Here is a 19257-nt window from a genome sequence, read left to right as displayed (position 1 = left end):
TGAGAAAATACCCCCGCGTGAACAGATAAATGCGGATTCGTTTTCCACTTAGTATCCACGCGGAGGCTTGTGTTATACGCTGCACGTCTTTTACCTGCAGCTTTAATGGTGGTCCTAGCTGGGATTGAACCAGCGACCTTTCCGGTGTGAACGGAACGCTCTCCCACTGAGCTATAGAACCTCGGTGCAGCACTTAAGGTACACCGCGCGTATGGAAACCCCTAATCGTCCAGCTCAACCGTGCTTTCATTTACTCTGCGTGCATTTATTCTGGTTGGTTGCTCGCGACTGTAAGGGTGTAGTGGCTACTCAGGGCTGTGCGAGAACGGATGGATCTTGGAGTTCTCCCGACAGTACTAGTGTGTTCCTAGTGCAATCATGCGCAATCACTGTAACCGCAGTCTCAATCACATTAATGTAATCCATGCGCTGTTGGATGGTTGGGGATTAGTGCTGTGGGCTGCGGATTTGGAAACTGGGTCGGTGCACGATAAAGTTTCTTCTCGCACCACGGCATACCAGCCGGGAACGTGCAATGCGGATGTAGCGCAGTTGGTAGCGCATCACCTTGCCAAGGTGAGGGTCGCGAGTTCGAGTCTCGTCATCCGCTCCAAGGCTTTCTTGATGCTAGAGGGAATCTTGAGCAAGTAAATAGCCTTGATAAATGGATAAGCGCGATTAGCTCAGTGGGAGAGCGCTTCCCTGACACGGAAGAGGTCACTGGTTCAATCCCAGTATCGCGCACAAGGACTTAGTCCTAGAAACCGGGCCTGGTTTCGAATGCGGATGTAGCGCAGTTGGTAGCGCATCACCTTGCCAAGGTGAGGGTCGCGAGTTCGAGTCTCGTCATCCGCTCCAGCACATGTAGTGTGTGAGGCGGTATCGCCACGGTGGAATGGCCGAGTGGTGAGGCAACGGTCTGCAAAACCGTGCACACGGGTTCGATTCCCGTTTCCACCTCAAAAGCTGGCGCCCAACTTCGGGTGCTGTGAGCGCGTTTAGCTCAGCGGGAGAGCGCTTCCCTGACACGGAAGAGGTCACTGGTTCAATCCCAGTATCGCGCACAGGGAGTTCCTTACGGACTCCGTGACAAACTCCGGTTTGTCGCGCGGATGTAGCGCAGTTGGTAGCGCATCACCTTGCCAAGGTGAGGGTCGCGAGTTCGAGTCTCGTCATCCGCTCCACGTCGAGTGCCCCTCCACTATGGAGGGGCACTTTTCGTTTTCTTGTTTGCCGGGGTGTATGGCTAGGGGCGGACCAGGGAACTTTTCCACTGCATGCAACGACTACTTGGTAACCTCGCACAATCCGTGCGGGGTAAGGATTGGCTCGAGGATCCCTCCCGGCGATAGGATGAGGGAACCTTCAACCAAAAGTTTCATCAGACCATCAAGGAGTTGTTCTGGACATGCAGCTGCGTCAGGTCACCACAGGGATTGCTGCCGGGGCAGCCTGCCTCGCGGTCGGGCTGTCCGCGCCACTAGCGGCGGCACATGACTCAGTCATAGGCGGCAACGTTGTGAGTGATACGCCGCTGGAGGAATTCCCCCGCGAAATCACGTTGGAATTCTCTGGTATTCCAAAGGACAACTTCAACACCTTTGCCGTGAGCGATAAGACAAGCGGCGACGTTCTCTTTGACGCAACCCCGACCATTGACGGCCGAAACCTCACCGTCGAAGTCCCCCAGGACGTCGAGCCCGGTGATGGTGACTACCAAGTAGGTTTCCGCATTACGTCCTCCGATGGGCACTCCACACTCGGTTCCGTGCCATTTAGCGTGGCCTCCGGGGCTGGGGGAGATAAGACTGCAGATGCTTCTGCCGATGGTGCCAAGGAAAGCGACGATGCAGAAGAGTCTCAGGATCCCCTGAGTTCTTTGCCTACCGCGGCCAAATGGATCATTGGTGTAGGAGCAGTTCTCGTCGTCGGCGCAGCCCTTTTCGCCTTCGGAGCAAAGACCCGCCGTTCTGGCGGAGAAGACCCAGAAGGCTAAGCACCACACGGTTCTGATGATGCGAGAGTCAAACCGCATTTTATTTCACTACTGTTACTGCAGAAAGGCATGTCACATGCTGAATTCCCGTATTTTCCTCCGTGCTTCCGTGGTTGCCGTTGCGGCTGCCGGCCTTACACTGGCAAGCTGCTCGACGAGCGAGGAAGATTCCACCGCAGCCCCATCGAGCGCAGCAGCCAGCGCTGAGAAGGACAAGGAAGCAGCGACCAGTGGTTCGGCTTCTTCCTCCGCTGAGTCCGGTGTGACCTTCGAGGATGCTGTCGTGCGTGCCATGGAGAAGGACTCGGATATGACCGCGATCTTCGGCACACTCCACAACCACACGGACAAGGACATCAACGTGGTTGGCTTTACCTCTTCGGTGAAGGCGGAGCACTACGAGATCCATGAGGTCGTCGATGGCGTCATGCAGGAAAAAGAAGGTGGATTTGATCTGCCCGCTGGCGAATCCGTTGAGCTCGCACCGGGTAGCTTCCACTTCATGCTGATGGGAGTTACAGAGCCCGTTATGGCTGGCGAGACCGCCACACTGACGCTGGAGCTTAGCGATGGCTCAACGGTCGACCTGGGCGACATCCCCGTGCGTTCCATCGGCGCAGGCGACGAGAACTATGGCGATATGGGCGGCATGGATCACGGCGACGATATGGACCATGGCGACATGAAGCATGGTGATCACATGGACCACTCAGAGTCCGCAGACATGTCGGGCATGAAGACGGAAGAGCACGCTCACTAGAAAAGCGTTCTCTGGGCCAAGGTAGGCAAGTTATCGGTTCTCACGAGATAAGGAGACATCAACGATGAGCGGGTTCGAGGAACCTGTCAGCCGGCGTGGATTGCTCGCCGGAAGTGCTGTGGCTGCAAGCGCGGTAGCGCTCGCCGGTTGCGCGAAGGGGGAGGAGTCAGGGCAGTCTTCGGCGGAGTCTGCAGACGCTTCCCAAGCAGCGCAGGCCGGTGATGCCGGAAGCACCGGGCCGGAGCGCCGCGAGGAAACCATGGGTGGCGATATCGTCGCCTTCGATGGCAAGCATCAAGCAGGCATCCAAACCCCGGTCCAGGCGCACGTGGAATTGGTCGGTTTCAACCTGAAGAAGGAGACCACCGCACGCGGCGCGGCCGCACTCATGCGTCTGTGGACGGAGGACGCTCGCCGCCTGTGCACCGGCGAGAACCCGCTGGGTAGCCTCGAGCCTGAATTGTCTACCACCCCGGCAAACCTCACCGTCACGTGCGGTTGGGGAGAAGGATTCTTTGACACGGTGGGCGTCGCCAAGCCCAGCTGGCTGCGAGATATCCAGGACTTTGAACACGATGATTTGCGCCCTGAATGGGGACAGACCGATATCGTCCTACAGATCTGCAGTGATGATGCCTTCACCGCGGCCTATGTACTGCGGCATATGACTCGTGCCGGTAAAGACTACGCCGACGTCGCGTGGATTCAACAGGGGTTTAGCCACGCTTATGGTTCCGCACCGAAGGGAACAACCGCGCGCAACCTTTTTGGGCAAAAAGACGGCACGGTCAACCCGCGAAGCGATGAAGATTTCAATGAGCAAGTGTGGATCGAGGACGGCCCCTTTGCCGGCGGCAGCGCCATGGTGGTTCGCCGCATCCACATGAACCTCGATACGTGGGAGCAACTTGATCGTGCTGCACGTGAAAACGCTACAGGTCGAGCGCTCGATACCGGCGCACCTCTAGGTGGCAAGGACGAGTTCGACGAGGTTGACCTGGACGCGCGAAACGAGTTTGGCCTCAAGGCTATTGATGAAAACTCGCATGTCGCCCGGGCACATCCTCCGGTCGACTCACCTCATCAGAAGCTGCTGCGCCGTCCGTATAACTACAACCTTCCGCCTTCCCCGGAGACCACCAAGCGCGGTGAACTCAGCAACGCTGGATTGATCTTCATTTGCTACCAGAAGGATCCTACGGCCCAGTTCGAGCCCATCCAGGCGCGCCTCGACAAAGCGGATCGCCTCAACGAGTGGATTACCCACATCGGCTCGGCCGTGTACTACATGCCTGCCGGAACTGAGGGCGAAACCTTTTGGGGCGAATCGCTCATCCGCAGTTAAGAGGGGTAGACTAAGCCGCTGTAACTTTCTCGTTGAGCGCTGCTCGGCCAGGTATGTCGAGCGGCGCGTGAGCGCAAAGGAGCGCAACAAGTCATGGCGGAAATGATTCCAGCAGTCCCGGTGAACTACGAGCCGATCACGGTCCCGGCCGGTACTGCCGTGGGAGCAGCGATGCGCGAGCATGAGCTGCCCAACAAGGGCCCCGAAGCAGTAGTCGTCGTCCGCGGCGCCGACGGTACTCTCTACGACCTTTCCCACACGCCGGACACTGACGCCGAGTTCACTCCGGTTGCTGCCTGCGAGGAAGACGGCCGCGCCGTTATTCGCCACTCCTGTGGGCACGTCATGGCCCAGGCCGTGCAGGCGGAGTTCCCCGGCACCAAGCTGGGCATTGGCCCGGCCATCGAGAACGGCTTCTACTTCGACTTCCAGACCGCAGAGCCCTTCACTCCGGAGGACCTCAAGGCCATTGAGAAGCGCATGAAGAAGATCATCAAGGGTGGCCAGCGCTTCGAGCGCCACGTCTACTCCTCCCCGGAGGAAGCGGAGCAGGCGCTTGCTGCCGAGCCGTTTAAGCTCGAGCTGGTCCAGGACAAGGGCAACGTGGACCCTGATTCCGATGAGGCTGCCGAGGTTGGTGCCGGCGATCTGACCCACTATGACAACGTCAACCCGCGCACCGGCGAGGTGGAGTGGTTTGATCTGTGCCGTGGCCCGCACGTTCCGACCACCAAGTACATTCCAGCTTTTGCCCTGACGCGTTCCTCTGCTGCTTACTGGCGCGGTGACCAGTCCAAGGCTGGCCTGCAGCGCATTTATGGCACTGCCTTCGAATCCAAGGAAGCACTTGAGTCCTACAAGACCATGGTGGAAGAGGCAGAAAAGCGCGACCACCGCCGCTTGGGTGCCGAGCTGGACCTGTTCTCCTTCCCGGATGAGATCGGTTCCGGTTTCCCGGTATTCCACCCCAATGGCGCTACCGTGCGCATGGAGATGGAAGAGCACTCCCGCCGCCGCCACATCGCTGATGGCTACTCTTTCGTGTCCACCCCGCACCTGACCAAGGGTGACCTGTTCAAGAAGTCTGGACACTTGGACTTCTACGCGGATGGCATGTTCCCGCCGATGCAGCTCGATGGCGAGTGGGATGAGGACGGCAATTGCACCAAGCAGCCGCAGGACTACTACGCCAAGCCGATGAACTGCCCGATGCACAACCTCATCTTCGCTTCTCGTGGCCGCTCTTACCGCGAGCTGCCGCTGCGCCTCTTCGAGTTCGGTACGGTGTACCGCTATGAAAAGTCCGGCGTTGTTCATGGTCTGACTCGCGCCCGTGGCTTCACCCAGGATGACTCCCACATCTACTGCACCCCTGAGCAGCTCGAAGATGAACTGACCAAGGTTCTGGAGTTCATCATTTCTCTGCTCAAGGACTACGGCTTGGACGACTTCTACCTGGAGCTGTCCACCAAGGATCCGAATAAGTACGTTGGCTCTGATGAGATTTGGGAGCGTTCGACGGCTATTCTGCAGTCCGTGGCGGAGAAGTCCGGTCTTGAGCTGGTTCCGGACCCGGCGGGCGCGGCATTCTACGGCCCGAAGATTTCTGTCCAGGCTCGCGATGCCATTGGCCGTACCTGGCAGATGTCTACCGTGCAGCTGGACTTCAACCTGCCGGAGCGCTTCGAACTGGAGTACACGGCGTCGGATGGCAGCAAGCAGCGCCCGATCATGATTCACCGTGCGCTCTTCGGGTCCATCGAGCGCTTCTTCGGCGTGCTGCTGGAGCACTACGCCGGCGCCTTCCCGGCGTGGCTGGCCCCGCACCAGGTGGTGGGTATCCCGGTGGCGGATACCTTCGCACCGCACCTCGAGAAGGTGTGCGCCGAGCTGCGCTCCCGCGGCCTGCGCGCTGACGTCGATACTTCCGACGACCGCATGCAGAAGAAGATCCGCAACCACACCACCGGCAAGGTGCCATTCATGCTCCTGGCCGGCGAGCGCGACGTCGAGGCAGACGCCGTGTCCTTCCGCTTCCTTGACGGCACGCAAGTTAATGGTGTGCCCGTGGAAGCCGCCATCAACGTCATCGAGGCTTGGGTGCGTGAGCGCAACAACGATCAACCGACCAAGGAAACCATCGCCGAGCGTGTCTAGGTGCAGATGCATCTAGACAGAGCTGAGAAAGGGAGCACACACAGAGTGGGAGAGTACGTCGATACCGGCCTGGGAACCCCCGACCGCTTAGAGCGCCTGTGGGCGCCGTACCGTATGAGCTACATCAAGCGTGAGGGCGGCGCCGGCGACGTTCCAAAGGAAGCCCGTAACCCGTTCGTGGAGATCCCACAGATGTCGGACGAGGACGGGCTCATCGTTGCCCGCGGTGCGCTTGTTTATTGCGTGCTCAACCTTTATCCCTATAACGCCGGCCACATGATGGTCATCCCGTACCGCCAGGAATCTGAGCTGGAAAACCTCACCGAGGAGGAGTCCCGCGAGCTCTTCCAGTTCGCGCAGGCCGCCATCCGGGTCCTGAAGAAGGTGTCCGGCCCCGATGCCGTCAACGCTGGATTCAATCTGGGGCGGGCCTCGGGCGGATCGGTGGGGCAGCACCTGCACATGCACATCGTTCCGCGGTGGAGCGGAGATTCAAACTTCATGACTATTGTGGATGGCGTTAAAGTGCTGCCGCAGCTCCTCAAAGACACCCGTTCCCTTCTTGCTCAGGGATGGGCGGAGCTCGCCGCCGAAGGAATCATCTCAGGAGAAGCGCATGCTTAGTGTTCACGGGCGCAAACCCGCCGCCGTGGTTGTGGTCCCGGTGGCCAAGCTCTTCCTCAAGATGGGCCTGACCCCGAATATCGTCACCATTGTGGGAACGATCGTCACCATTGCCATATCAGTCATCCTCATCCCACTTGATCACCTCTTTGCCGCCGCGCTGTTGTCGGGTCTCTTCGCGGCCTTCGACATGCTCGACGGCACGATGGCGCGCCTGACCACGGGTGGATCCAACTTCGGTGCTACTCTCGACGCCTCCTGCGACCGCATTACCGACGGTGCCTTGTTCGCGGCGATCGCTTACTGGATGGTGTACGTCGATAACGCTCACCCCATCAACTTCGCCGCCTGCATGGTGGTGCTGGTTAGTTCCCAGGTCATCTCTTATGTCAAGGCGCGCGGCGAGGCTTCTGGTTTCAAGATGGTTGGCGGACTCGTCGAGCGCCCAGAGCGCCTCATCCTAGGACTCGGCGGCGTGGGGTTGGAAGGTTTGGGCGTGCCTTATGCGCTGGAAGTCGCCCTGTGGCTGCTGGCGGTGGGGTCTATCTTCACCATTTACCAACGCATGCGCCAAGCGGGGCGTCAGGACACCAAGGCGCGTTTCAAGAAGGAACTGAAGCACCTATAGCTCAACACCCGCTCCCACCGGAAGGTACCGTGCCCCCGGCCCGCACAGAAAGGCTCCTGAACCGTGGCTCTACTGGATCGTGACCGGCTGACCGCCGCCGCCTACATCGCGTGCTGGAAGGTCGTGCGCTTCCTCCCGCAGCCGCTCGCTGCTTGGCTCTTCGAGCGGGGCGCGGACTGGGCTAGCGACAACGGCAAGGGCATGGAGCAGCTGCGCCAGAACTTGAGCCGGGTTGTTGGGCCCGAAAACGTCACGCGGGAGCTGGTGCGGAACTCGATGCGCTCCTACATGCGCTACTGGCTCGAGGCCTTCCGCTTGCCGGCCATCCACTCGGACCCTGAACTGCAGAAGCGGTTGCTGGCTGGCCTGCGTGGCAAGGAGTACTCGGATGAGTCGGTGGCATCTGGGCGCGGGGTGATTTTTGCGCTGCCGCACTCAGGAAACTGGGACATGGCGGGCGTCTTCTGTGTGGGCCACTATGGCGGCTTTACTACGGTGGCTGAGCGCTTAAAGCCGGAGGCGCTTTTCGATGCCTTCGTGGACTACCGCGAGAGCCTCGGATTCACTGTTCTGCCGCTGACAGGAGGCAGCTCTTCGCCTTATCCGCGCCTCAAGGATGCCTTGGAACGGGGCGGGGTTGTGTGTTTGCTGTCCGAGCGTGATCTCACGCGCACCGGCGTGCCCGTAGACTTCATGGGCGAAGAAGCCAACGTTGCCGCCGGCCCCGCCCAACTCGCCATTGAAACAGGGGCGGCTCTCCACGTCGTGCACTCGTGGTTCGACGGCAAGGGCTGGGGGCTTTCCGTCAGCCCCGAGGTTGAGGTCACGACTCTTCAGGAGACGTGCCAGTGCCTCGCGGACGGCTTCGCAGAAAACATCCGGGCGCACCCCGAAGATTGGCACATGTTGCAACCGCACTGGAATGCGGACGTCGAGCGCCGGCGCGCTGCTCGCCACAAGAAGTAGAAAGGCAGAACACACTCCATGCGCATAGGTATTATCTGCCCCTATTCCTTCGACGAACCCGGCGGGGTTCAGGCCCACATCCTTGACCTAGCCACTGTCTTCATTGAGCAGGGGCACCACGTGGAGGTGCTGGGGCCGGCGTCGACAAGCACGCAGGTGCCCAGCTTTGTGCGCAAGGGTGGCTGGGCCGTGCCAATTACCTATAACGGCTCGGTGGCTCGCTTGTCTATCGGACCGCACGTGCGCCGAAACATCAAGCGCTTCATTCGCGAGGGAAACTTCGACATCCTACACATCCACGAGCCGAATTCCCCGAGCTATTCCATGGCTGCGCTGGCAGCGGCACGTGGCCCTATTGTGGCGACGTACCATGCTTCGGCATCAAGCTCCGTGGCGCTGACCCTGGCCAAACCTTTCCTGCGCCCGTACCTGGAAAAGATCCGGGGAGGCATTGCGGTCTCAGAGATGGCTCGCCGCTGGCAGGTAGAGCAGTTGGGTGGTGACCCCGTGCTCATTCCCAATGGGGTAGATACCTCTGTATATGCGCGCGAGCGTGCTTGTGCCGAGCATAAAGAGAATGATTCAGAGATTGAGATCGTGTTCTTGGGGCGTCTCGATGAGCCGCGAAAGGGCCTGGACATTCTTCTTGAGGCCCTCACCCTGCTCCCAGAGAAGGTGCGCGTGACAGTCATGGGCGGCGGTCATCCGCGGAGCGTTCCGGGAGTCGACTTTGTGGGGCGCGTCAGCGATGCCGAGAAAGCGGCCATCTTAGGGCGCGCCGATATCTACGTGGCTCCCAACACCGGCGGCGAGAGCTTCGGCATCGTTCTGGTTGAGGCAATGGCAGCTGGCTGTGCAGTGGTGGCTTCGGATTTAGAGGCCTTCGCTGCAGTGTGCAATGCCGACTCGGAAGAACCTGCTGGTGCCTTGTTCAGAACCGGCGACGCCACGGACTTGGCGCGCGTGCTGCAGGATGTAGTGAACGATACGGACAAGCGACAGGCCTTGATCAAGGCAGGGGTGGAGCGCGCCCGCGACTACGATTGGGATCATGTGGCCGCTGCCGTCATGCGCGTGTACGAGACGGTGGCGGATGGCACGAAAGTGCGGGTGTCTTAAATGCCCATTGAAGTTGTCATTGCTCTTGCCGTCCTCCTCATCCTGGGGATGTGGGCGCTCTATACGGCGCAGCGGCTGAACTCCCTCCATATCCGCACAGACGCGGCCCTGGCTCAGCTTGAGGCCACGCTGGATCGCCGCGCGGCGGTGGTTAGCGCGCTAGCTCCCGAGCTTGAGGGCATTGCGGCGCGCGCAGAGGCGACGGAGCTTGCGCAGGGGAGTTTCGATGAACGGGCCACCCGGGAGCGTGAGCTGTCGGCGGCCATCGCACAGCGCTTTGAAGCGCGTCCGGCCGTGCTTGCCGACGTCGAAGGGCGCATCCACTTAGCTCACCGCTTCTACAACGAGGCGGTCAGCGATACCCGCGCGCTGCGCCTGCGCCCGGCCGTAAAGCTGCTGCGCTTGGGAGGCACGGCGAAGCTGCCGGAGTATTTCGAGCTGAGTCAAATTGAGGTGTGATCCACCTGGGACTGTTGAGCCCGCGCCACGCGGGACTCGAGGGAGTACCAGTACAGAGCAAAAGCGGTCATCGCCAAGATAAGGAGGTTGCGCAACACGAGTGCGTACACCGGGTTGAGGTTTTCGCCCACAAAGAACCAGATGTAGTCATAGCCATAGGGATAGATGACGGTTCCCAGGGCAGCTGTTCCCACGGCGAGTACCGCCATGATGGCGCGCACCCCAGCGATATTAGCGGCCTTGTGCCGCTGAGCAGCAGACTCCACGGGGACGGGGGAGCGGAGAGCCACCGCCAGAATCGGCCCAAGCCACACGATATATTGCGGAGAAAAGACCTTATTCGTCGCCATGAGCAGCAGGATTGCCGCGATGAAGAAAACAAGTGTGGAGCGTGAGCTCCAGCCGCCGCGCAGAAAGCGAACGAGCGCTACTGCAATGATCCAGAGGAGTGCGGCGCCCATCGCGATGGTGCTCACAGTAATCGCCGTATCGACACCAGGCCCGGAGATCTCAAAGCTTTTCGACGCCGCGTATTCCATCCTCCACACTCCAGGCTGGTGATGGGCTTGGTAGACGAACCAGGTGGCGGCCAGAGATTCAATCTGGAGGCCGCGCTGACCTTGATACGTCAGAGGAGAGAGCAACCTATCCACACCGGCTATCGCAGCTACGCCGAGGCAGAGGGCGGCGAGGCTTCCGAAAAAAGCGGCCAGCCGCTGCCAAGTACCACGAGAGGTTGCGCGTCCGACGAGCCCGGCAGCGAGGACCCCGGGCCACAGCTTGGCTGCGGTGGCCCAGGCCAACAAAGCCGAGGCAAGACGCGGGCGGGTGGCCAGAAGTGCGCCCGCACCGGCGACGAGCAAGGCGGGATAGAGGTCTAGCCGCCACGTGAAAACGTGGCCTGCCGCGGTGCCGAAAAACACCCAAAACCATCCGGCGCTATACGCTGCGGGGTTGTCGCGGTGATGGCGCAGGAGGAGGGTGAGGAAGGTGGCGTCGGCAAGCAACACCATGGCTGTAAAGCCGATAGCATAGCGTTCAAAGTCGTAGCCAGTAAGCCACGCGAGCAGGACGCTGGGCCAGGTTCCGACCTGCGGATACTCCGTCATGTCTTGAGGATTATCGCCAAAGACGCCCTCGAGGTAATACCGAACGTCTCCGAGCGGGTCCGTGTCGTTGACGAGCATGTAAACGAGGAGAAGGCGCGCCAGGACCCAGCCTGCCCAAATGCTTGGAGTTTTAGCGATTATTTTCAATGGCGGACTCTACGTCAACGGGTGGTCCCAACATGAGCAGGATACTAAACACTACGGCGACGACGAGTAGCGCGATGAGCGCGCTGCGCACCGGGTGGCGGATGGCCTGTGCCAAAACCGAATCGAAGAAGCCGTGTGGCTGTGCGTCGTCGGCAAAGCGCCACGGCCCATCAACGAGTCCGCGCCGAGATACCCAGACCGCAAAGGGCAGCGCCGCGAAGGGGATGACGGTCACTACCAGGCCCAGGATTCCAACCCCCACAGGCCAGCGGTTGTTGATCCACACCAGGGCCGTCATGAGCAGGAAGCAGAGGAAGCCGAAGCCGTGGATGCCACCTGCAATCGGTGTGAGCGCCTCGGTGGTGCCGGAGTATTTGAGGATCATGGAGAGGATCAGCAGACCCCACGTGATCATTTCTAGGTAGGCGGCCACGCGGTGCACGCTGTGCGGGGTGGTTGAAGTCATGCGGAACATAGTACGCAACTCCCAGGAGCAGATCAGCTCGTGAGTAGGATGGTCGGAGTGAGTGTGGCGGGCGCCATAACGGCGATGGAATTGGAGTAAAGATGGCATCGGTGGCTCAGGCAGTCGATATCGAGAGGATAGGCGAGGACGAATTTCGCGCACCCGCGGTTCCCTCGCTCATCGCTCGCACCTTTGGGGGACAAACCATGGCGCAAGCGCTTCGGGCGGCGCAGCTCACCGTCGACGATAAGTTGGCGCATTCTATGCATTGCTACTTCGTGGGGCCTGGTGACTCCAGTGTGCCCACAACCATCCGCGTGGAGCGGATACGGGATGGCCGCTCTTTTGCACATCGCCACGTGCGCGTCTACCAAAGGGACCGCATGATTTTCATGCTCAGCGCCGGTTTCCACGCGTCAGGCGATGTTGGCCCGGAGCATCAGGCAGACATGCCGCAGGTGCCGCCGCCGGAGAGCATTACAGAATCCCCGTACTCCACCCGGATCATCTTGAAGGAGTGGGAAGACTGGGACGTGAGGCTGGTCCCCGACGCATCCCGCGATGCCGTCGCCGCGGAAACCACGGGCGCTGGGTTTCGAAATATCTGGTTCCGTAATACGGGTGCCCTGCTTGCCGACGCCCCCGATCCGTCCCTCCATCAAGCGGCGCTGCTCTACATGTCCGACATGACGTTGATTCGCTCAGCGCTGCTCCCGCACCAAGGGGAGAGGATCCAACTAGCCAGCTTGGATCATTCATTGTGGTTCTTGCGTCCGGCCCGGGTCGATGAATGGATGTTGTACTCGCAGTCGAGTCCCTCAGCGCAGACCGGGACTGGTCTTGCACAGGGCAAGATCTTCAACCAACGCGGGGAGCTACTCGCGGTGGCCATGCAGGAGGGGCTGACACGGACCATGCATCCTGAAAGTGAAGGCACCAGCGCCAACGGCAATTGGCAAAATGTGTGATGCTACAGCGAACCGACAGTTAGGAATGAGGCTTCCACGCGTACCCCTGTGCGGAGGTACGTGGCGTGAGGCCGTATAATTGCACCAGTTTCTAGCAATTTATTGCACAGCCATATCGAAAGGGATGACATGTCAGGCCACTCCAAATGGGCAACGACTAAGCACAAGAAGGCTGCCAACGATGCCAAGCGCGGCAAGGAATTTGCCAAGCTGATTAAGAATATCGAGGTAGCGGCCCGCACCGGCGGCGGCGACCCGGCGGCGAATCCCACCCTCGATGACATGATTAAGAAGGCCAAGAAGGCCTCCGTTCCGAACGACAACATTGAGCGTGCCCGCAAGCGCGGCTCCGGCGAAGAGGCCGGCGGCGCAGATTGGGAGACCATCATGTACGAGGGCTACGGCCCCAACGGCGTGGCCATGCTCATCGAGTGCCTGACGGATAACCGCAACCGCGCAGCCACCGACGTTCGTACTGCGATGTCCAAGAACGGCGGCAACCTCGGCGAGTCCGGTTCCGTTGCGTACATGTTCTCCCGCACCGGCTTGGTCATGGTGGAGAAGGGTGAGCTTAGCGAAGATGACATCCTGCTCGCTGTGCTGGAAGCTGGTGCCGACGAAGTCAACGACAACGGCGAGAAGTTCGAGATCACCTGTGCACCGGGTGATGTTCCGGCCGTGCGCGAGGCCCTTGTTGCTGCTGACATCGAAGTTGATGACACCGACACCGATTTCCGCGCGTCCGTTGAGGTTCCGCTGCAGGCAAATGATGCCCGCAAGATCTTCCGCCTCATCGATGCGCTTGAGGATTCGGACGATGTCCAGAACGTCTACACCAACATGGACCTCAGCGATGAGGTCCTCGCTGAGCTCGACGAGGACTAAAGGCTTCTAGCTGAGCTTAAGGCCTTCCAGGCCATGTACCGTCACCGTCTCTGATAACGGCGCGCGCCCAGGGGCAGTCTTGAACACAGGGCTGGATTCATCGGCCACGCCGAAGGTGAGGGCGGTGACGAGCTTGTACTCCTCGTCCACCCCGAGGAATTCACGGACCGTGGGCGCGAGGAGTGAAATCATGCCCTGTGGAACATCGTGGTAGCCGTGTGCCTGCAGCGAGAGCAAAAAGTTCTCAGCATAGGTGCCTTGATCGAAGGCAGCGCGAATGCGATCACCCAGCGGTGGAATGAAAAGCAGCGCCGCGTGCGGGGCGCCGAAGAAGCGAAGGTTTTCGCGGATAAACTCCGTGCGCGCCTCTTTATCCTCGCGCGCAATGCCGAGCAGCCCGTACATCTTGGCGGCGAGCTGCTGCGAGCGCTGCGGGTGGACTCCCTGACCATAGTCAATAGTGAAGTCTGGATTAATTCCGTTCCTATCGAACTCCGCGATCAGCGCGGCGCTTAATTCTTTCAAAGCAGCGCCGCCCACGAGGTGTACGTTCCACGGTTGAGTGTTGGAATTGGAAGGTGCGGATTGGGCGTCGATAAGCACCTGCTTGATGACCTCAGTGGGGATGGGATCCGGCAGGAACGCCCGCGGGGAATGACGGGATCGGATAAAGCCTGAATAGTCATTTGGTTGTTGAGACATGCGCGCCACTCTACCCGCGGTGATGAAGAGGAAGCAGATGGGATGGGCCTGACTGGTTTGGCAGGCATCGTTCGCAGGGCGCTGATTGCGCTAGAACACATGTGTGTACACTATGCCCCAGGCAAGTGAGTTCATCAGTAGGGCGAGGAGGCGGCCGTGAATTTGGAAGGGCTGCGCGTCATGGGGATTGATCCTGGATTGACGCGCTGCGGCCTGTCCGTTGTCCAAGCAGGACGTGGGCGCGCGGTTATTCCCATCGCAGTAGGTGTCGTGCGCACCCCCAGTGACAAAGAGTTGGGGGAACGCCTGAAGCGGCTATCTGTGGCGGTGAGGGAATGGATGGATGACTACCAGCCGCATGTCGTGGCGCTCGAGCGCGTATTCGAACGCGGCCAAGTGTCAACCGTCATGCAGACCGCACACGCTGTCGGGGTCTTAGTCCTCGTGGCGGCGGAGCGCGATATTCCTGTGCACATGTACACGCCCTCCGAGGTCAAGAAGGCGATTTCAGGAAATGGGCGCGCTGACAAGAAACAGATGACGGCCATGATTACCCGTATCTTGGGGCTGAGTGAGGCCCCCAAGCCGGCTGATGCGGCGGATGCTTTGGCCCTTGCGGTCTGTCACTGCTGGCGTGCTCCAGCGCTGGCATGGATGAGTGGCGGTGACACGAGCGCCGGCATAGGGGCGGGCGCACGAACAAGCGGGGTACGGGGTTCTTCACCGCGTACCGCGTCTGTCTCTCGCGCGGCAAAGTCAACCTCTTAAGCTAACTGGCATAACCCTTCGAACCAAGGAATTTTTATTTAATGATTGCATCTCTGCGCGGAACAGTACTCGACATCCAGCTTGATTACGCCGTGCTCGAATGTGCCGGCGTGGGCTATAAGGTCCTTGCCACCCCGGCCACGTTGGGGACGCTCCAGCGCGGTGAAGAGGCCAGGGTTATGACTACGCTCGTGGTGAAGGAAGACTCGATGACGCTGTATGGCTTCACGAGCCACGATGACCGCGACATGTTCCACGTGCTCCAGACGGTCTCTGGGCTGGGGCCAAAACTGGCCTTGGCCGCCCTGTCGGTGATGAGCGCCGGCGATTTAGCTCAGGCGATTGCGGGGGAGGAGACAGCACGCCTGCAAAAGATTCCGGGTGTGGGCAAACGAGTTGCACAACGATTGATTCTTGAGCTCAAGGACAAGGTTCAAGCTTTTGCTTCTGTGGATGGCGGAGATTCTTCGGTTGCTGCGCAGACCGCGTCCGGACCGGTTGTTGAGGATGTTGTTGAGGCGCTCGTCGGGTTGGGCTTTACGGACAAGATGGCTCGCCCGGTGGTGGAATCAGTTGTGGCTGAAAAACCTGAGGCGGCGACACCAGTGGTGCTGCGCGCAGCACTCAGCAAGCTGGGGTCCAAGAAATAGGGGAGAGTGGGTGACATGTCAGACGTAGAACGCACAGAATTCTCACTGCCGGACGGGGTGGAGCTTAACTCTCCACTCCAGCGCAACCAGGATATGGATGCCACCGAGCAACAGGGCGAGCACGATATTGAGCGCTCGTTGCGTCCGAAGTCGCTCGGCGAGTTCATTGGCCAGCCTAAGGTGCGCGAGCAGCTATCCCTTGTGCTTAATGGAGCGAAAAATCGCGGCGTAACGCCAGATCACGTGTTGCTATCCGGCCCTCCCGGACTGGGCAAGACGACGATGGCGATGATCATCGCCCAAGAGCTGGGAAGCTCGCTTCGTATGACCTCGGGGCCTGCTCTGGAGCGAGCAGGTGACCTAGCAGCCATGTTGTCGAATTTGATGGAGGGCGATGTGCTCTTCATCGACGAGATTCACCGCATCGCCCGCCCGGCTGAGGAAATGCTCTACATGGCGATGGAGGATTTCCGCATTGATGTCATCGTGGGCAAGGGCCCGGGGGCTACCTCTATCCCGTTGGAAATTCCGCCTTTTACCCTGGTGGGGGCGACTACTCGCGCCGGAATGCTGACCGGGCCGTTGCGTGATCGCTTCGGGTTCACCGCGCAAATGGAGTACTACGATACCGAGGACCTCACCCAGGTCATCACCCGCGCAGCGCGAATCTTGGAGGTTGACATTGACCAAGATGCTGCGGTGGAGATTGGATCTCGGTCGCGCGGAACTCCGCGAATTGCCAACCGCCTCCTGCGCCGCGTCCGTGACTACGCCGAGGTCAATGGGGATGGTCACATCAATGTTGGCGCAGCACAAGCAGCGCTGCGGGTTTTTGATGTGGACGAACGTGGGCTGGACCGCCTTGACCGTGCGGTACTCGAGGCTCTCATTAAAGGGCACGGCGGTGGCCCCGTGGGTGTCAATACTCTGGCCATCGCGGTGGGCGAGGAGCCGTCGACAGTGGAGGAGGTGTGCGAGCCCTACCTCGTGCGCGCGGGGATGATCTCGCGAACGGGCAGAGGCCGTGTTGCGACTGCAGCGGCATGGCACCACCTAGGGCTTGAGGCGCCCGAGGGAACTGTGGGCGGGACGCTCTTCTAATTGGCCCGGAGACGGGGAGGTCTGGCACACTGACCACTTATGAACGGAACCCAGATTCTTCTACTCCTCGTACTCGCAATTCTCGTAATCTTGCCGAGCTTTATGTCAATGCGCGCGCAGCGCAAGCGCCAAGCGCAGATGCAAGAATTGCAGTCCTCCTTGAAGCCTGGCCAAGAGGTGATTACCGCCGGCGGCCTGCACGGCACCGTGGTGGAAGCCGGTAAGCAGCAGGTTGATTTGCGCGTTAAAGACGGCACCGTGATTACCTTCGACACGATGGCTATCGTGCGATCTGCTGAGCAGGCTGGCACGGTCAACGATGCGCCGGCTGAGGCGGAGGGCGACAACGACGAACGCTTCCCGAAGCTCTAATTCGAGTTGCGCTCGTCACACTGCGGGTGCCTCACCTTAAGCCTGTTAAGGAAAACCGCGGTCCATGACGTACCATGTTGGACTGTGCTTTAGTCATGGTGGCGTCATGGCGCTCAATCGCGTCGTGGAGATGGCTACCATGACCTATGATTTTTAGCCCTGTTCCACACAACACAGGAGAACTTTGTGTCCGCTTCGAAACGTGGTGGCGTTAGCAGCCGTCAACGGCAATGGCCTAAGCGCGCGATAGCGCTGTTTGCGCTCATTGTCATCGTGATTTACGCACTGATATTTCTGACCGGTGATAAGTCACCAACCCCAAAGCTCGGCATTGATCTGCAGGGTGGTACTCGCGTAACCCTGGTTCCGCAGGGTGAGGACCCAACCCAGGAGCAGCTGCAGCAGGCGCGCACCATCCTCGAGCAGCGTGTGAACGGCATGGGTGTTTCGGGCTCTGAGGTCGTCATCAGTGGATCCAGCTTGGTGATTACTGTTCCGGGCGAAGATGCGTCCCAGGCGCAGGCAGTGGGTCAAACCTCTCAGCTGCTGTTCCGCCCGGTGGGCGAGCAGCCCATGCCGGATATGGACAAGCTTGAGAAGTCCATGACTGATACGGCTAACCGCTGGGTCAAGTACGGAGTCGTGACGCCAGAGCAGGCCAATAAGGCGCTGGCCTCCATTCACGATGCGCTCAACCAGAACGCAGATGCAGCCGCCCAAGGCGGGGAGAAGAAGGACGAAAAGAAGACCCCGGCTCCTACTGTAAGTGAGAAGCCGCTTCCGGCCCCGGCGAACTCTCTCGAGGAATCTGAGCGCCGCGATAAGGTTACTGAGGTTCTGCTTAAGGACCGTCAGTCTGAGGATCCCACCCAACAAACGGCAGCACTGGGCTTGATGACGTGTGACGCGGAATCCGACCCATTGGCCGGAACCGATGACCCGGCAAAGCCGTTGGTGGCTTGCGATTACTCTAATCAGCAGCCCTACTTGCTCAAGCCAGCTCCGCTTCTGGACGGTATTGAGGATCCGAACGGAACCCGCCTGACTGGTAACGAGATTGATAGCAACGCTCCGATTCAGGGCGGCCTGAATTCCCAGACCGGCCAGATGGAGATCAGCTTCGCCTTCAAGACCGGCGATGGTCCCAATGGCTCGCAGACGTGGTCCACCTTGACCCAGGAGTACCTGCAAAAGCAGGTGGCCATCACCCTGGACTCCGGCGTGATTTCTGCTCCGGTAATCCAGGGCGCGACCCCGGTTGGTGCCGCTACCTCCATCACGGGTGATTTCTCTCAGGAGGAAGCACAGAACCTGGCAAATAACCTGCGTTATGGTGCACTGCCGCTGTCCTTTACCGGCTCCAATGGCGAGCCGGGCGGAACGGTGGAGACCGTGCCGCCGTCACTGGGCAAGGCCGCCCTTGAGGCAGCACTCATCGCCGGCATCGTCGGCCTGATTCTGGTTTCGCTGTACTCCATCTACTATTTCCGCGCTCTGTCTTCGGTGGCGCTGCTGGTTCTCGTCACCACCTGCGTCATGCTGTATGGTGCCCTGGTCCTGCTGGGTCGGTGGATCGGCTACTCGCTTGATCTTTCTGGCATGGCAGGCTTGATCATTGGTATTGGTGCCACGGCCGACTCCTTCGTTGTCTACTACGAACGTATGAAGGATGAGATCCTGGGCGGGCGCACATTCCGGTCTGCCACCCGCACGGGTTGGGAGCGCTCGCGGGCAACGATTGTCACGGGTAAGGCCGTGACGCTTATCGGCTCCGTCGTGGTGTACTTCCTCTCTATTGGCGCCGTCAAGGGCTTTGCCTTCACCATGGGCTTGACCACCATCTTCGACCTCATCGTTTCCTTCCTGATCATGGCGCCGCTGATGCAGCTCCTTGGCAGCCGCCCAGCTTTTGCCAAACCGTCGATGAACGGCCTCGGCGGCATCTACAACCTCGTGGAGGAGCGCCGCGAACGCGGCTTTTATGCCAAACCGGCCAAGAAACCCGTCGCTACTGCTACGGATGAGGAGAAGTAAT

Annotated in this window: 19 protein-coding genes and 7 tRNA genes; 22 read left to right on the top strand and 4 right to left on the bottom strand. The window is 60.0% G+C overall.

What is annotated here, in order from left to right; all coding sequences use genetic code 11:
- Positions 1–106: 106 nt before the first annotated feature.
- Positions 107–181: transfer RNA gene (locus R3O64_RS07490), tRNA-Val, on the bottom strand.
- 356 nt (positions 182–537) lie between these two features.
- On the opposite strand from R3O64_RS07490, the gene R3O64_RS07485 reads away from it, so the two are divergent.
- The 15 genes from R3O64_RS07485 (at position 538) to R3O64_RS07415 (ending at position 10054) form a co-directional block, all read left to right on the top strand.
- Positions 538–613: transfer RNA gene (locus R3O64_RS07485), tRNA-Gly, on the top strand.
- A 59-nt stretch (positions 614–672) separates the two neighbouring features.
- Positions 673–744, top strand: a tRNA-Val gene (locus tag R3O64_RS07480).
- A 38-nt stretch (positions 745–782) separates the two neighbouring features.
- Positions 783–858 (top strand) — tRNA-Gly (locus R3O64_RS07475).
- Positions 859–889: 31 nt separating this feature from the next.
- Positions 890–960: transfer RNA gene (locus tag R3O64_RS07470), tRNA-Cys, on the top strand.
- Between the two features lie 32 nt (positions 961–992).
- Positions 993–1064: transfer RNA gene (locus R3O64_RS07465), tRNA-Val, on the top strand.
- A 44-nt stretch (positions 1065–1108) separates the two neighbouring features.
- A tRNA-Gly gene (locus R3O64_RS07460) sits at positions 1109–1184 on the top strand.
- Positions 1185–1408: 224 nt separating this feature from the next.
- On the top strand, positions 1409–1996 hold the full coding sequence (locus R3O64_RS07455; RefSeq protein ID WP_070562965.1) for a copper resistance CopC family protein: 588 nt from the start codon (positions 1409–1411) through the stop codon (positions 1994–1996).
- Between the two features lie 76 nt (positions 1997–2072).
- Complete coding sequence (locus R3O64_RS07450) at positions 2073–2756, top strand: copper chaperone PCu(A)C (RefSeq protein ID WP_070562967.1); 684 nt, start codon at positions 2073–2075, stop codon at positions 2754–2756.
- A gap of 64 nt (positions 2757–2820) precedes the next feature.
- Positions 2821–4101: a Dyp-type peroxidase gene (locus tag R3O64_RS07445; RefSeq protein ID WP_070529961.1), complete on the top strand. Its 1281-nt coding sequence runs from the start codon at positions 2821–2823 to the stop codon at positions 4099–4101.
- 93 nt (positions 4102–4194) lie between these two features.
- Positions 4195–6258 (top strand): threonine--tRNA ligase, encoded by a 2064-nt coding sequence (gene thrS, locus R3O64_RS07440; protein ID WP_070529963.1) that lies wholly within the window; start codon positions 4195–4197, stop codon positions 6256–6258.
- Positions 6259–6264: 6 nt separating this feature from the next.
- Positions 6265–6882, top strand: a complete 618-nt coding sequence (locus tag R3O64_RS07435) for an HIT family protein (RefSeq protein ID WP_269948107.1) — start codon at positions 6265–6267, stop codon at positions 6880–6882.
- Positions 6875–7510: a phosphatidylinositol phosphate synthase gene (gene pgsA, locus R3O64_RS07430; RefSeq protein WP_070529965.1), complete on the top strand. Its 636-nt coding sequence runs from the start codon at positions 6875–6877 to the stop codon at positions 7508–7510. The genes R3O64_RS07435 and pgsA overlap by 8 nt, the downstream gene beginning before the upstream one ends.
- Before the next feature lie 63 nt (positions 7511–7573).
- Entirely contained in the window at positions 7574–8476 is a 903-nt protein-coding gene (locus tag R3O64_RS07425) for a phosphatidylinositol mannoside acyltransferase (RefSeq protein WP_269948108.1), read from the top strand.
- A gap of 18 nt (positions 8477–8494) precedes the next feature.
- Positions 8495–9595 (top strand): glycosyltransferase family 4 protein, encoded by a 1101-nt coding sequence (locus R3O64_RS07420; RefSeq protein WP_070562976.1) that lies wholly within the window; start codon positions 8495–8497, stop codon positions 9593–9595.
- Entirely contained in the window at positions 9596–10054 is a 459-nt protein-coding gene (locus R3O64_RS07415) for a hypothetical protein (protein ID WP_070562979.1), read from the top strand.
- On the opposite strand, the gene R3O64_RS07410 is transcribed toward R3O64_RS07415, so the two are convergent.
- The gene (locus R3O64_RS07410) at positions 10039–11241 is read right to left on the bottom strand and encodes a DUF2029 domain-containing protein (RefSeq protein ID WP_269948109.1); all 1203 of its coding nucleotides are present in this window, start codon (positions 11239–11241) and stop codon (positions 10039–10041) included. The genes R3O64_RS07415 and R3O64_RS07410 overlap by 16 nt on opposite strands.
- Positions 11242–11293: 52 nt before the next feature.
- Entirely contained in the window at positions 11294–11776 is a 483-nt protein-coding gene (locus tag R3O64_RS07405; RefSeq protein ID WP_143334850.1) for a DUF3817 domain-containing protein, read from the bottom strand.
- 101 nt (positions 11777–11877) lie between these two features.
- Here R3O64_RS07405 and R3O64_RS07400 point away from each other — a divergent pair, with 101 nt between their 5' ends.
- Complete coding sequence (locus R3O64_RS07400) at positions 11878–12744, top strand: acyl-CoA thioesterase (RefSeq protein ID WP_070529976.1); 867 nt, start codon at positions 11878–11880, stop codon at positions 12742–12744.
- 129 nt (positions 12745–12873) lie between these two features.
- Positions 12874–13629, top strand: coding sequence for a YebC/PmpR family DNA-binding transcriptional regulator (locus R3O64_RS07395; RefSeq protein WP_269948110.1), 756 nt, complete (start codon positions 12874–12876; stop codon positions 13627–13629).
- A gap of 6 nt (positions 13630–13635) precedes the next feature.
- Here R3O64_RS07395 and R3O64_RS07390 read toward each other — a convergent pair whose 3' ends face one another.
- Positions 13636–14331, bottom strand: a complete 696-nt coding sequence (locus R3O64_RS07390) for a nitroreductase (RefSeq protein WP_339016437.1) — start codon at positions 14329–14331, stop codon at positions 13636–13638.
- 156 nt (positions 14332–14487) lie between these two features.
- Here R3O64_RS07390 and ruvC point away from each other — a divergent pair, with 156 nt between their 5' ends.
- The 5 genes from ruvC (at position 14488) to secD (ending at position 19256) form a co-directional block, all read left to right on the top strand.
- Positions 14488–15099 carry a crossover junction endodeoxyribonuclease RuvC gene (ruvC, locus tag R3O64_RS07385; protein ID WP_339016436.1) on the top strand — a complete coding sequence of 204 codons (612 nt, stop codon included), beginning with the start codon at positions 14488–14490 and terminating at the stop codon, positions 15097–15099.
- Positions 15100–15140: 41 nt separating this feature from the next.
- Entirely contained in the window at positions 15141–15749 is a 609-nt protein-coding gene (gene ruvA / locus R3O64_RS07380) for a Holliday junction branch migration protein RuvA (RefSeq protein ID WP_250224688.1), read from the top strand.
- Positions 15750–15764: 15 nt separating this feature from the next.
- Positions 15765–16850 (top strand): Holliday junction branch migration DNA helicase RuvB, encoded by a 1086-nt coding sequence (gene ruvB / locus R3O64_RS07375; protein WP_070522109.1) that lies wholly within the window; start codon positions 15765–15767, stop codon positions 16848–16850.
- Positions 16851–16889: 39 nt separating this feature from the next.
- Positions 16890–17222, top strand: coding sequence for a preprotein translocase subunit YajC (gene yajC / locus R3O64_RS07370; protein ID WP_070522112.1), 333 nt, complete (start codon positions 16890–16892; stop codon positions 17220–17222).
- Between the two features lie 186 nt (positions 17223–17408).
- Positions 17409–19256, top strand: coding sequence for a protein translocase subunit SecD (secD, locus tag R3O64_RS07365; protein WP_101735688.1), 1848 nt, complete (start codon positions 17409–17411; stop codon positions 19254–19256).
- Position 19257 lies beyond the last annotated feature (1 nt).

This window comes from Corynebacterium hesseae, assembly GCF_037850265.1.
Taxonomy (GTDB): domain Bacteria; phylum Actinomycetota; class Actinomycetes; order Mycobacteriales; family Mycobacteriaceae; genus Corynebacterium; species Corynebacterium hesseae.
This window is presented reverse-complemented; position numbering and strand designations above follow the sequence as displayed.